Raw genomic sequence first — 13,603 nt, 5'->3', positions numbered from 1 at the left:
GTAGTTTTTGAGAGGGCCGCTATTCTAGCGTAGCGCCGGGCGCGCGGCGCTCGCACGTTCAGCCGATTTCCACGCGGCACATCGACAACTGACCGGCCGTATCGCGCAGTCCTGCAACGGCCACATCGACGGACGGCGTCGTGTGCGCGTCGATCCGGCGCATGTACGGGCAGGTCAACACCGCGATCGCCTGGCCGGACGGGCCGAGGATCGGCGCGCTCAGATCCGTGACGCCGTACGCCTGGCGGCTGTCCTGGCGCACATAGCCGGCCTGCCGGATCGACTGGCACGCGTAGGCGAGTTCCTGTTCGTTGATCGGCGTTTCGCCCTTGACCTTGCGATGCTCGGCCAGCATGTGCGCACGCTGCTCGGAGCCCTGGAACGACAGCATCACCCGCCCCGACGCCGTGTCGGCGAGCCCGACGCGCGAGCCGAGCCGCACCGACACGCCCCACGCGCCGGGGCCGTCGACCTGCGCGATCACGAGCAGGTTGCCGCGATCGTAGACGCTCAGGTGGCACGACTGCTCGGCGGCATCCGCGAAGCGCTGCATCAGCGGCAACGCTTCGGCGATCAGCCGGTTCATCGGCGGATGCCGGTGCGCGAGCGCGAACAGTTTCAGGCTGAGCGTGTAACGGTCGCCGCCGCTCGAGCGCATCACATAGCGGCGCGCAACGAGACGTTCGAGCATCCGGTAGATCTCGCTCGCGTTGCGTCCGAGCTCCTTCGTGATTTCGGTGCGCGTGAGTCCTTCCTTTTGTTCCGACAGGAGTTCGAGGATGTCGAGACCCTTGTCGAGCGCGGGCGCGCGATAGCGGTCGGCTGCACCCATCGACTCCCGTGCGTCGCTGCCGGGGAGCGGGTCAGTGGTCGTTTGCGTCATGAGTAGGAAGTCCGGGAGTTGCCAATCGGAGGGCGACGCACGCTGGCCGGCGTTGCACGCGGATTCGAGAAGCCCGCATGCGGTACTGACGGCCGTCCGCGAGCTTAACAACAAACTTTTAGTGTGCAATGCAGCGTCTTTTTACCGATCGTTACCGAACAAGAACGGATCAACCACGCTTTTCGATGACAGGGTCGCAACGAATATTGTGTATTCGTGCCCCGACGACAACGCACGGCGCCGTTCGACACCCTGCCGTTCTCCACTCGAGGCCCCGGATGCTGCGATGCAACACCCGCAGGCGCACCAATAGTCGGTATCCGTCGCGCGCCATTTCACGGCGGGCCGCCGATGGTACAAAGAGCGGCGGGCCAGCGACGGCGCGGCCGCGCGTGAAGCCGGCCGGCTTAGGCCGGCACATGCCGCGGATACCGGGCCGTCGTCGCCGATGCGCAGACCGGCGGCCGCCCGTTCGATGCGCGTCGCACTTCGGTGCGACGCCGCGATCGCTGCGCCCGCGCGAGCCTCGCGTGTCGAACGGCGTGCCGGATACGGCGCCGACGCGCGTCATCGACGATCGACATTCAGTCCGGCGCGTGGCTGCAAGCGGCTGCGTCGGCCGGTATCCTGTCCCATTCGACAATAGAGGTTGAGCACGATGAAACTGCTTCGCTATGGCCCGTCCGGCCAGGAAAAGCCCGGCATTCTCGACGCAAATGGCCGGATTCGCGACCTGTCCGCGCACGTGCCCGATCTGGCCGGCGACGCGCTGTCCGATGCCGGTCTCGCGCGCCTGCGCGCGATCGACCCGGCCACGCTGCCGCTCGTCTCCGGCGAGCCGCGCATCGGCGCGTGCGTCGGGCGCGTCGGCAAATTCATCGGCATTGGCCTGAACTATGCCGATCACGCAGCCGAAGCCGGCATGCCGGTGCCAAAGGAGCCGGTGGTATTCGGCAAGTGGACGAGTTCGATCTGCGGTCCGAACGACGGCATCGACATTCCGAAGGGCTCCGTGAAGACGGACTGGGAAGTCGAGCTCGGTGTCGTGATCGGCACGACGTGCAAGGACGTCGACGAAGCGCGCGCGCTCGATTACGTCGCCGGCTACTGCGTCGTCAACGACGTGTCCGAGCGCGAATGGCAGATCGAGCGTGGCGGCCAGTGGGACAAGGGCAAGGGCTTCGACACGTTCGGCCCGATCGGCCCGTGGCTCGTCACGCGCGACGAGGTGCCCGATCCGCAGCGCCTCGACCTGTGGCTCGAGATCGACGGCCACCGCTATCAGAACGGCAACACGCGCACGATGGTGTTTACCGTCGCGCAGCTGGTCGCCTACCTGTCGACCTGCATGACGCTGCAACCGGGCGACGTGATCACGACCGGTACGCCGCCGGGCGTCGGGATGGGGATCAAGCCGTCGCCGGTGTTCCTGAAGGCCGGCCAGACGGTGCGTCTCGGGATCGACGGGCTCGGTGAGCAGTTGCAGAGCACGCGCAACGCGCGGTAAGCGCTTGCGCGGGGCGAATGGCGGGTGCAACTGGCGGCCACACGCCGCCACCCGGCCCGCCGTTCGAGCGCATCGTTTAGTCGCCGGCGCTGACCGTCGCGAACCGAACACCGATGCAGCAAAGACAAGGGCCCGATTCCGCACAATGCGGAATCGGGCCCTTGTCGTTCATCCGCGTCCGTCCGAAGCCGGTCAGACGACGTTGTCCAGCTCGCAATGGGCTTCGAGCCGATACCCGTCGGGATCGACGACGAACGCCGCGTAATAGCCGGGGCCGTAGCGCTCGCGTTTGCCCGGCCCGCCGTTGTCGTGCCCGCCGTGCTCCAGCGCGGCCCGGTAGAACGCATCGACTTCCACCGGCGACGCCGCGCGGAACGACACGTGCAGCCCCGACTCGGGATCGGCGACGACGGGGCGCGCCGCGTGCTGCAACCACAACACCGGTTCGGTGGTGCCGTAGCCGAGGGATCCGTCGTCGCTATGCAGCCGCTTGTAGCCGAGCGCGCCGAGCGTGCTGTCGTAGAACGCGCGGCTGCGGTCGATGTGGGCAACGCCGAACGAAAGGTGATCGATCATCTTTGGCTCCTTGAACTGAAGGGGGACATCGGTGCGGCAAAGCTGTTTTAACCACCATGCTGGTTATGTTAGAAAGCGTCCCCGCGCTTGTCAACCGGCATGGTGGTTAGATACGATCGCGGCATGAACAAGACGCAACCTTCCGTCACGACGGACTGCCTGATTCCGGCGCCGTCCGACACGTTGAGCATCGATTTCGCGAACACGCTGTACTGGCGCGGCACTGACGCGCCGACCGAAACCTTCGGCACGCTGGACGACCTGTTCGCGTGGTGCCGCGAGCAGGCGGGCGTGCCGGCTGGCCTGGCCGACGCATGTCGTGCAGGAGAAGAGAAACAGGATGACGAGCCGGCGATGCTCGCGCGCGCGCTCGCGTTGCGCGAGGCGCTGTACCGGCTCTTTCTCGCGCAAGCGGAGCGGCGCGAGCCGCACGCCGACGATCTCGCGCTGCTGGGCGGTTTTCTGGCGGAAGCGGCACCGCGCGTAGCACTCGCCCGCATCGACGGCGGCTATGCGTGGCGGATCGGGGGTGCGGGCGCGACGCTCGGAGGGCTGTTGAGCCCGGTGCTGTGGTCGGCGACCGACCTGCTGGGCAGCGCGCGGCTGGCGAAGGTCAAGCGTTGTGCGAACGACGCCTGCCAGTGGCTGTTCATCGACGACAGCAAGAACGGCAGCCGTCGCTGGTGCTCGATGTCGTCGTGCGGCAATCGCGCGAAGGCATATCGCCACTATCACAAGACCGATTGACGGCGGCGCGGGTCCAGCGCGTCATGCCGCGACGCGCAATCCCCGCATCCCGCCCGAACCTACTTCGCCGAAAGCTTCCGCCACAGCGTCGTCTTGCTGATGCCCAGCATCGCGCACGCGCGATCGCGGTCGCCGCCGCATGCGTCGAGCACCGCGCGGATCTCGTCGGCTTCCGCGCGGCGGCGGCGTGCTTGCAGCGTCTGCGCGTCGTCGGGATCGGCGGCCTCGGGCGGTGTCGCGAACAACTCCGGCGCGATCGCCTGCAGCGCATCGGGCGCGAGCGCGACGCACGCGGCGCCCGGATCCTGCTCGTCGACTTCCTCGGCCAGTTCCACCGCGATCCGCTCGACCACGTTCTGCAGCTCCCGCACGTTGCCGGGCCAGCGGTAGCGGGCGAGCGTCGCCTGCGTCGCGCCGAGCACGCGCATCGCATCGTCGACCTCGCGCACGCGTTCGGCCAGCCGCGGCTCGCGCCGCGCGGCCTGCACGAGCAGCGTGGCCGCGAGCGCCGGAATATCGGTCGCGCGCTCGCGCAGCGGCGGCAGGCCGATGTTCAGGATGTTGAGCCGGTAATACAAATCCGCGCGGAACGTGCCGGCTTCGACGGCCGCGAGCAGCGGCCGGTGCGTCGCGGCGATCACGCGCACGTCGATGCGGATCGGCTCGGTCGAACCGAGGCGGATCACCTCGCGCTCCTGCAGCACGCGCAGCAGCCGGCTTTGCAGCGACGGCGGCATCTCGCCGATCTCGTCGAGAAACAGCGTGCCGCGGTGCGCGGCCTCGAACAGCCCGGTCTTGCCGCCGCGCCGCGCGCCGGTGAACGCGCCTTCCTCGTAACCGAACAGCTCGCTCTCGAGCAGCGCTTCCGGAAACGCGCCGCAGTTGATCGCGACGAACGGATAGCTGCGCCGCACGGACAGCGCGTGCAGGCTCTGCGCGATCATCTCCTTGCCGGTGCCGCTCTCGCCGAGCACGAGCACGGTCGCGTCGGATTTCGCGTAGCGGCGCACGAGGTCGCGCACGCGCGCCATCGGCGCGGACGCGCCGACCACGTCGTCGAGCGCGTAGCGCGCCGCGAACTGCTGCGTGTTCGGCTGCGAACGCAGCGCGCGGTCGAGCCGTTCGACCGCGCGCGATTCCTGGAAGGTCAGCACGCTGCCCGACGTGACGCCACGATCGACGAGCGGCCCGCGATGCACGACGTAGCGCACGCCGCGCACCGTCGCGAGCGCGTCGCCGTCCTCGCCGCGCAGCGTGCGCAGTTCGGGCCGCAGGTCGACGAGCGCGCGGCCGACGGCCGCCGCCGGTTCGACCCCGAGCGCCGACGCGAGCCGCTCGTTGATCGCCTCGACGTGACCGCGCGCGTCGAGCGCGACTACGCCGTCGCGCAGGTGCTGCAACAGGTTGTCGAGGCGCTGACGGCGAAACGCCTCGGCGTGGGTCGCATACGCGACTTCGAGCGCCGTTTCGACCGCCTTGCGCACCGACGCGTGCGAATACAGGAACACCGCGCCCATGCCGGCACTCGCCGCGAGATCGGTGACGAGGCCGGGGCCGACGATCGTCTCGATGCCGCGATCGTGCAGGTCGTGCACGCAGGCTTCCGCTTCCTGCGCGGACTGATATGACGCAAACTGCACGTCGAGGCCGTAGGCGGCGACGAAGCGGCGCACCTCCGGCGGCGTCTCGCCGGCGCTGACGAGTGCGATCCGCGATGCGTCGCGCCGTGCGCGCGCGAGCGCCTGCATCACGTCGAAGCCGGTCGGCGACACGACCACGACCGGCACCTGCGCGCGCGTTTTCAGGAAGCCGCCGTTCGAGCCGGCCGCGACGATCACGTCGGGCCGCGCGGTGCCGGCTTCCGCGATCGCGCTCAGCGCGTCTTCGTAGGCCCGCGTGACGATGCGCACGTCGGCGCGTTCGTCGAATTCGCCGGCGATCTCGCGAAACAGGTCGCGCAGGCGGCTGATGCCCATCGCCCAGATGCGCGGGCGTACCGTGCGGTCGGCCGGGCCGACGGGCTTGGTCGAGGAGAGGTCCATGGCGATCGATTATGCGCGCGCGATTTCATTTTTGAAACCTGAAATTGCCGAATTGAAATCGTCGGGCGATTCGCCACTCGCGCCGGTTGCTTAAGAATCAGTGGGTTAGCGGTATTTCGCGAGCTGGCCCGGTCCTTGCTGTTAATGGTCATTCCTTCAGGAGGCCGTTCATGAGCAACACGCATCTTCAGAGCGCTGGCGCGAAATTCCGCGCGGCAGTCGCGGCCGAGCAGCCGCTGCAGGTGGTCGGCGCGATCACCGCGTACGCAGCCAAGATGGCGCAGGCCGTCGGCTTCAAGGCCGTCTACCTGTCGGGCGGCGGCGTCGCCGCGAATTCGCTCGGGATCCCCGATCTCGGCATCAGCACGATGGAAGACGTGCTGATCGACGCGACCCGGATCACCAACGCGACCGACCTGCCGCTGCTCGTCGACATCGATACGGGCTGGGGCGGCGCGTTCAACATCGCGCGCACGGTCCGCTCGTTCATCAAGGCCGGTGTCGCGGCGGTTCACCTCGAGGACCAGGTCGGCCAGAAGCGCTGCGGCCACCGTCCGGGCAAGGAAGTCGTGCCGCTCGAGGAAATGGTCGATCGCGTGAAGGCCGCGGTCGATGCACGCACCGACGACCAGTTCGTGATCATGGCCCGCACCGACGCGGCCGCCGCCGAAGGGATCGACGCCGCGATCGAGCGCGCGATTGCCTACGTGGAAGCCGGCGCCGACATGATCTTCCCGGAAGCGATGAAGACGCTCGACGATTACCGTCGCTTCAAGGCAGCCGTGAAGGTGCCGATCCTCGCGAACCTGACCGAATTCGGCTCGACGCCGCTGTTCACGGTCGACGAGCTGCGCGAGGCGAACGTCGACATCGCGCTGTACTGCTGCGGCGCGTATCGCGCGATGAACAAGGCCGCGCTGAACTTCTACGAGACGCTGCGCCGCGACGGCACGCAGAAGGCCGCCGTGCCGACCATGCAGACCCGCGCGGAGCTGTACGACTTCCTCGGCTATCACGAATACGAGCGCAAGCTCGACGAACTGTTCGCGCAGGGCAAGAAGTAACGCGGCCCGCGCGCCGGGACACGGTTCCCGGAACGCCTTGCACGCGACCGCACCAAGCGCCAAAGCGCCAAGTGCGGTCGACCGCTTTGCATGGGACCGTACTAAGCGCTGAAGCGCCAAGTGCGGTCGACAGCTACCCAGATACCTATTGGAGAACGGAAACATGAGCGAGACGAAAGACGCAGCAGCACCGGCCGCCGCAGGCGCATTCAAGCCGAAAAAGTCGGTGGCGCTGTCGGGCGTGACGGCCGGCAACACGGCGCTCTGCACGGTCGGCAAGACCGGCAACGATCTGCACTACCGCGGCTACGACATTCTCGACGTCGCCGAGTCGTGCGAATTCGAGGAAATCGCGCACCTGCTCGTGCACGGCACGCTGCCGAACATGACCGAACTGGCCGCGTACAAGACCCGGCTGCGCGCGATGCGCGGCCTGCCGAACGCGCTGAAGGCCGTGCTCGAGCAGATCCCCGCATCGGCGCACCCGATGGACGTGATGCGCACCGGCGTGTCGGTGCTCGGCACCGTGCTGCCGGAGAAGGAAGACCACAACCTGCCGGGCGCGCGCGACATCGCCGACCGCCTGATGGCGTCGCTCGGCTCGATGCTGCTGTACTGGTATCACTTCTCGCACAACGGCAAGCGCATCGAGACGGAAACCGATGACGACTCGATCGGCGGCCACTTCCTGCACCTGCTGCACGGCAAGACGCCGTCGAAGTCGTGGGTCGACGCGATGCACACGTCGCTGATCCTGTACGCGGAGCACGAGTTCAACGCATCGACGTTCACCGGCCGCGTGATCGCGGGCACGGGCTCGGACATCTACTCGGCGATCACCGGCGCGATCGGCGCGCTGCGCGGGCCGAAGCACGGCGGCGCGAACGAAGTCGCGTACGAAATCCAGAGCCGCTACAGCTCGCCGGACGATGCCGAAGCCGACATCCGCCGCCGCGTCGAGAACAAGGAAGTCGTGATCGGCTTCGGCCACCCGGTCTACACGATCTCCGATCCGCGCAACAAGGTGATCAAGGGCGTCGCGCACAAGCTGTCGAAGGAAGCGGGCGACCTGAAGCTGTACAGCATTGCCGAGCGCCTCGAATCGGTGATGTGGGACGCGAAGAAGATGTTCCCGAACCTCGACTGGTTCAGCGCCGTGTCGTATCACATGATGGGCGTGCCGACCGCGATGTTCACGCCGCTGTTCGTGATCTCGCGCACGTCCGGCTGGAGCGCGCACATCATCGAGCAGCGCGTCGACAACAAGATCATCCGTCCGAGCGCGAACTACACGGGGCCGGAAGACCTGCAGTTCGTGCCGATCGAGAAGCGCTGATCCGCCAGCCGCGCGCCGGCCCCGCGAGACGGGCGCCGGCGCGCGCCGGACGTCATACCCCGATTTCCCGCCCCACATGATGAATACTGCCTACCGCAAACCCCTGCCCGGCACGTCGCTGGACTATTTCGACGCGCGTGCCGCGGTCGAAGCGATCGCGCCCGGCGCCTACGACACGCTGCCGTACACGTCGCGCGTGCTCGCCGAAAACCTCGTGCGCCGTTGCGATCCGGCGATCCTTGCCGATTCGCTGAAGCAGCTCATCGAGCGCAAGCGCGACTGCGATTTCCCGTGGTTCCCGGCGCGCGTGGTGTGCCACGACATCCTCGGGCAGACGGCGCTCGTCGATCTCGCCGGCCTGCGCGACGCGATCGCCGACGGCGGTGGCGACCCCGCGAAGGTGAACCCGGTCGTGCCCGTGCAGCTGATCGTCGACCACTCGCTCGCCGTCGAGTGCGGCGGCTTCGATCCGGATGCGTTCGCGAAGAACCGCGCGATCGAGGATCGCCGCAACGAGGATCGCTTCCACTTCATCGAGTGGACGAAGAAGGCGTTCGAGAACGTCGACGTGATCCCGCCGGGCAACGGCATCATGCACCAGATCAACCTCGAGAAAATGTCGCCGGTGATCCAGGCGCAGGACGGCGTAGCGTTCCCGGACACCTGCGTTGGCACCGACAGCCACACGCCGCACGTCGATGCGCTCGGCGTGATCGCGATCGGCGTCGGCGGCCTGGAGGCGGAGAACGTGATGCTCGGCCGCGCATCGTGGATGCGCCTGCCCGACATCGTCGGCGTCGAGCTGACCGGCAAGCGCCAGCCCGGCATCACCGCGACCGACGTCGTGCTCGCGCTGACCGAGTTCCTGCGCAAGGAAAAGGTGGTCGGCGCGTATCTGGAATTCCGTGGCGAAGGTGCCGCGAGCCTCACGCTCGGCGACCGCGCGACGATCTCGAACATGGCGCCCGAATATGGCGCGACGGCCGCGATGTTCTTCATCGACGGCCAGACGACCGACTACCTGCGCCTCACCGGCCGCAGCGACGAGCAGGTGAAGCTCGTCGAGACCTACGCGAAGACGGCGGGCCTGTGGGCCGATACGCTGGGCAACGTGCAATACGAGCGCACGCTGACGTTCGACCTGTCGAGCGTGGTGCGCAACATGGCCGGCCCGTCGAACCCGCACAAGCGACTGCCGACGTCCGATCTCGCCGCACGCGGGATCGCCGGCCAGTGGGAAGAAAAGCCGGGCGAGATGCCCGACGGCGCGGTGATCATCGCCGCGATCACCAGTTGCACGAACACCAGCAACCCGCGCAACGTGATTGCCGCGGCGCTGCTCGCGCGCAACGCGAACGCGAAGGGCCTCACGCGCAAGCCGTGGGTGAAGAGTTCGCTTGCGCCGGGCTCGAAGGCGGTCGAGCTGTATCTGGAAGAAGCGAACCTGCTGCCGGAGCTGGAGAAGCTCGGCTTCGGCATCGTCGCGTTCGCGTGCACGACCTGCAACGGGATGTCGGGCGCGCTCGATCCGAAGATCCAGCAGGAGATCGTCGATCGCGACCTGTACGCGACCGCCGTGCTGTCCGGCAACCGCAACTTCGACGGCCGCATCCACCCGTACGCGAAGCAGGCGTTCCTCGCGTCGCCGCCGCTCGTCGTCGCGTATGCGATCGCCGGCACGATCCGCTTCGACATCGAGAAGGACGTGCTGGGCCACGACCAGGACGGCAAGCCCGTCACGCTGAAGGACATCTGGCCGACCGACGAGGAGATCGACGCGATCGTCGCGTCGAGCGTGAAACCCGAGCAGTTCCGCAAGGTCTACGAACCGATGTTCGCGCGCACGGCCGATGCGGGCGAGCGTGCCGCGCCGCTGTACGACTGGCGCGCGCAGAGCACGTATATCCGTCGTCCGCCGTACTGGGAAGGCGCGTTGGCCGGCGAACGCACGCTCAAGGGCATGCGCCCGCTCGCGGTGCTCGGCGACAACATCACGACCGACCACCTGTCGCCGTCGAACGCGATCCTGCTGGACAGCGCGGCTGGCGAATACCTCGCGAAGATGGGCCTGCCGGAAGAAGACTTCAATTCGTACGCGACGCACCGGGGAGACCACCTGACCGCGCAGCGCGCGACCTTCGCGAACCCGACGCTGATCAACGAGATGGCGATCGTCGACGGCGCGGTGAAGAAGGGCTCGCTCGCGCGCGTCGAGCCGGAAGGCAAGGTCATGCGCATGTGGGAGGCGATCGAGACGTACATGAACCGCAAGCAGCCGCTGATCGTGATCGCCGGCGCCGACTACGGCCAGGGCTCGTCGCGCGACTGGGCCGCGAAGGGCGTGCGGCTCGCGGGCGTCGAGGCGATCGTCGCCGAAGGGTTCGAGCGGATCCACCGCACGAACCTGATCGGGATGGGCGTGCTGCCGCTCGAGTTCAAGCCGGGCACGAACCGCACCACGCTCGGCATCGATGGCACCGAGACCTTCGACGTGATCGGCAAGCGCACGCCGCGCGCCGATCTCACGCTCGTGATTCACCGCAAGAGCGGCGAGCGTGTCGAGGTGCCGGTGACGTGCCGGCTCGATACGGCCGAGGAAGTGTCGATCTACGACGCTGGCGGCGTGCTGCAGCGTTTCGCGCAGGACTTCCTTGAATCGTCGCAGGCGGCTTGACCGGATCACACAGGGATAACGCAAACATGGCTCACATTCCGCAAATCAGGATTCCGGCGACCTACATCCGCGGCGGCACCAGCAAGGGCGTGTTCTTCCGGCTGCAGGATCTGCCGGATGCCGCGCAGACGCCGGGCGCCGCGCGCGACGCGCTGCTGCTGCGCGTGATCGGCAGCCCCGATCCGTACGGCAAGCAGATCGACGGGATGGGCGGCGCGACGTCGTCCACCAGCAAGACGGTGATCGTGTCGAAGAGCACGCGGCCCGGTCACGACGTCGACTATCTGTTCGGGCAGGTCGCGATCGACAAGGCGTTCGTCGACTGGACCGGCAACTGCGGCAACCTGTCGGCGGCGGTCGGCCCGTTCGCGATCGGCGGCGGCCTCGTCGATGCATCGCGCGTGCCGCGCGACGGCGTCGCGACCGTGCGGATCTGGCAGGCGAACATCGGCAAGACGATCGTGGCGCACGTGCCGATCACGAACGGCGCGGTGCAGGAGACGGGCGACTTCGAGCTGGACGGCGTCACGTTCCCGGCCGCCGAAGTGCAGCTCGAGTTCATGAACCCGGCCGCCGAAGAAGAAGGCGCGGGCGGCTCGATGTTCCCGACCGGCAACCTCGTCGACGACCTGGCCGTGCCGGGTATCGGCACGCTGAAGGCGACGATGATCAACGCGGGGATTCCGACCATCTTCGTCGAGGCCGAAGCGATCGGCTATACGGGCACGGAGCTCCAGGACGCAATCAACGGCGATCCGAAGGCGCTCGAGAAGTTCGAGACGATCCGCGCGCACGGCGCGCTGCGCATGGGCCTGATCGACACGCTCGACGAGATCGCGACGCGCCAGCACACGCCGAAGGTCGCGTTCGTCGCGAAACCGGCCGACTACGTCGCGTCGAGCGGCAAGCGCGTGAATGCGGGCGACGTCGACCTGCTGGTGCGGGCGATGTCGATGGGCAAGCTGCACCACGCGATGATGGGCACGGCGGCGGTCGCGATCGGCACGGCCGCGGCGATTCCCGGCACGCTGGTGAATCTCGCGGCGGGCGGCGGTGCGCGCAACGCGGTGCGCTTCGGGCATCCGTCGGGCACGCTGCGCGTCGGCGCGGAAGCGCAGCTCGAGAGCGGCGAGTGGACCGTCACGAAGGCGATCATGAGCCGCAGCGCGCGCGTGCTGATGGAAGGCTGGGTGAGGGTGCCGGGCGACGCGTTCTGATTGCACGATGGTTTTCACGTGCAAGCCTGCACGCGCGAACCTTGTCCCGATCCCTGCGAAGCGGAACCGCTGCGCGGGGATTTTTTCATTTGACGCATGTGATTCGGCGGGCGATGCGTTGCGTTGGGGTGCGGGCTGCTGATGGTGGTTGATCGTGAAGCATGGGATCAGCATCGGCGCTAATGCGCTAACGCTGCTCGACCGCGAAGCATGGACCCGCGTAAGCGCTAAAGCGCTAACGGTGGCCGGCCGTGAAGCATGGGACCATCGTAAGCGCTGAAACGCCAACGCTGGGCGACCGCGAAGCATGGGATCCGCGTAAGGGCTAAATCGCTAACGGTGGCCGACCGTGAAGCATGGGCGCCATCGTAAGCGCTGAAACGCTAACGGTGGCCGACAGGAGAACCATATGTCGCTTGATGCGCCGCTTTCCGGCGTCCATATCGTCGAATTCGAAGGTCTCGGCCCCGGCCCGCTCGCGGGCTGGATGCTCGCCGGAATGGGCGCGCGCATCACGCTGATCGCGCGCCCGGCCGGCCGCACGAGCGCGCCGGACGCGTTGCAGGGCCGCGACGGCGACCTGCTGCGCGAAGGCAAGACGGTCGTCGAGCTCGATCTGAAGACACCGGACGGCCGCGATGCGGCGCTCGCGCTGATCGCGCAGGCCGATGCGCTGATCGAGGGGCTGCGACCGGGCGTGATGGAGCGTCTCGGCCTCGGGCCCGACGCTTGTGCCCGCCGTAATCCGAAGCTCGTGTACGGACGGATGACGGGCTGGGGCCAGGACGGCCCGCTCGCGATGGCCGCCGGGCACGACCTGAACTACGTCGCGCTGACGGGGTTGCTGTCGCTGTCCGCGCCGCGTGACGGCCGGCCTGGCGTGCCGCCGACCGTCGTCGGCGATGCGGGCGGCGCGCTCGGGCTCGCATTCGGGATCGTCTGCGCGCTGTTCGACGTGCGCGGCGGCGGCCCGGGGCGGGTGGTCGACGGCGCAATCGTCGACATCGTGTCGATGCTCGGCTCGCTCGCGCTGTGGGCGCGCGCGAACGGGCAACTCGACGGCGTGCAGCCGAGCCTCTTCCACGACGCGCCGTTCTACGACGTATATCGCTGCGCGGACGGCGAATGCGTGACGATCGGCGCGCTCGAGCCACCGTTCTACGCGCTGCTGGTCGAGCGGCTCGGGCTGGCCGACGTCGATCCGGCGTCGCAGTACGACCGCGCGCGCTGGCCGGCGCTGAAGGCGCGTTTCGCCGAGGTATTTGCGCAGCAGCCCTCCGCGCACTGGCGCGCGCTGCTCGAAGGCAGCGACGCATGCTTTGCGCCAGTGCTGAGCGTGGCCGAAGCGGTGGAGCACCCGCACAATGCGGCGCGCGGGATTTATCGTGTCGACGGGGATGGCAACGTCCGGGCGCGCGTGGCGCCGCGATTTTTGCCGTTGAGGGGCGATGAAGTCTAAGCGCATCCCGAAGTCGGATGTGTCTCCGGAGCATGTGCGCTAGGCTTATCTCGAATCGGCCGCGCGCGAAACCGGACGCGCGCCCACGCCCGAGCATG

At 67.9% G+C, this 13,603-nt stretch carries 10 protein-coding genes; 7 read left to right on the top strand and 3 right to left on the bottom strand.

Features of this window, described 5'->3' with window-relative positions:
- Nucleotides 1–58 precede the first annotated feature (58 nt).
- Nucleotides 59–883 (bottom strand): IclR family transcriptional regulator, encoded by an 825-nt coding sequence (locus SB771_RS23090; RefSeq protein WP_105832017.1) that lies wholly within the window; start codon nucleotides 881–883, stop codon nucleotides 59–61.
- A gap of 658 nt (nucleotides 884–1,541) precedes the next feature.
- Here SB771_RS23090 and SB771_RS23085 point away from each other — a divergent pair.
- A complete protein-coding gene (locus SB771_RS23085; protein ID WP_175659993.1) occupies nucleotides 1,542–2,390 on the top strand; it encodes an ureidoglycolate lyase in 849 nt (282 codons plus the stop codon).
- A 192-nt stretch (nucleotides 2,391–2,582) separates the two neighbouring features.
- On the opposite strand, the gene SB771_RS23080 is transcribed toward SB771_RS23085, so the two are convergent.
- Nucleotides 2,583–2,966, bottom strand: a complete 384-nt coding sequence (locus tag SB771_RS23080) for a VOC family protein (RefSeq protein ID WP_175659994.1) — start codon at nucleotides 2,964–2,966, stop codon at nucleotides 2,583–2,585.
- Between the two features lie 99 nt (nucleotides 2,967–3,065).
- On the opposite strand from SB771_RS23080, the gene SB771_RS23075 reads away from it, so the two are divergent.
- Nucleotides 3,066–3,713, top strand: a complete 648-nt coding sequence (locus SB771_RS23075) for a CGNR zinc finger domain-containing protein (protein ID WP_175660154.1) — start codon at nucleotides 3,066–3,068, stop codon at nucleotides 3,711–3,713.
- Between the two features lie 59 nt (nucleotides 3,714–3,772).
- Here SB771_RS23075 and prpR read toward each other — a convergent pair whose 3' ends face one another.
- A complete protein-coding gene (gene prpR, locus SB771_RS23070) occupies nucleotides 3,773–5,755 on the bottom strand; it encodes a propionate catabolism operon regulatory protein PrpR (protein ID WP_175659995.1) in 1,983 nt (660 codons plus the stop codon).
- Between the two features lie 170 nt (nucleotides 5,756–5,925).
- On the opposite strand from prpR, the gene prpB reads away from it, so the two are divergent.
- From prpB to SB771_RS23045, 5 genes are all read left to right on the top strand, one after another.
- On the top strand, nucleotides 5,926–6,819 hold the full coding sequence (gene prpB / locus SB771_RS23065) for a methylisocitrate lyase (protein ID WP_175659996.1): 894 nt from the start codon (nucleotides 5,926–5,928) through the stop codon (nucleotides 6,817–6,819).
- A 163-nt stretch (nucleotides 6,820–6,982) separates the two neighbouring features.
- Nucleotides 6,983–8,155, top strand: a complete 1,173-nt coding sequence (gene prpC, locus SB771_RS23060) for a 2-methylcitrate synthase (RefSeq protein WP_011659785.1) — start codon at nucleotides 6,983–6,985, stop codon at nucleotides 8,153–8,155.
- A gap of 79 nt (nucleotides 8,156–8,234) precedes the next feature.
- Nucleotides 8,235–10,829 carry a Fe/S-dependent 2-methylisocitrate dehydratase AcnD gene (gene acnD / locus SB771_RS23055; protein WP_175660155.1) on the top strand — a complete coding sequence of 865 codons (2,595 nt, stop codon included), beginning with the start codon at nucleotides 8,235–8,237 and terminating at the stop codon, nucleotides 10,827–10,829.
- Nucleotides 10,830–10,855: 26 nt separating this feature from the next.
- Nucleotides 10,856–12,046 (top strand): 2-methylaconitate cis-trans isomerase PrpF, encoded by a 1,191-nt coding sequence (gene prpF / locus SB771_RS23050; RefSeq protein ID WP_175659997.1) that lies wholly within the window; start codon nucleotides 10,856–10,858, stop codon nucleotides 12,044–12,046.
- Between the two features lie 409 nt (nucleotides 12,047–12,455).
- Nucleotides 12,456–13,505 (top strand): CaiB/BaiF CoA transferase family protein, encoded by a 1,050-nt coding sequence (locus SB771_RS23045; protein ID WP_175659998.1) that lies wholly within the window; start codon nucleotides 12,456–12,458, stop codon nucleotides 13,503–13,505.
- Nucleotides 13,506–13,603: the final 98 nt, after the last annotated feature.

Source organism: Burkholderia sp. SIMBA_051 (genome assembly GCF_046534915.1).
GTDB classification, from domain to species: Bacteria; Pseudomonadota; Gammaproteobacteria; order Burkholderiales; family Burkholderiaceae; genus Burkholderia; species Burkholderia ambifaria.
Note: the sequence above shows the minus strand (reverse complement) of the source record. Positions and strands in the feature narration are given on the sequence as shown.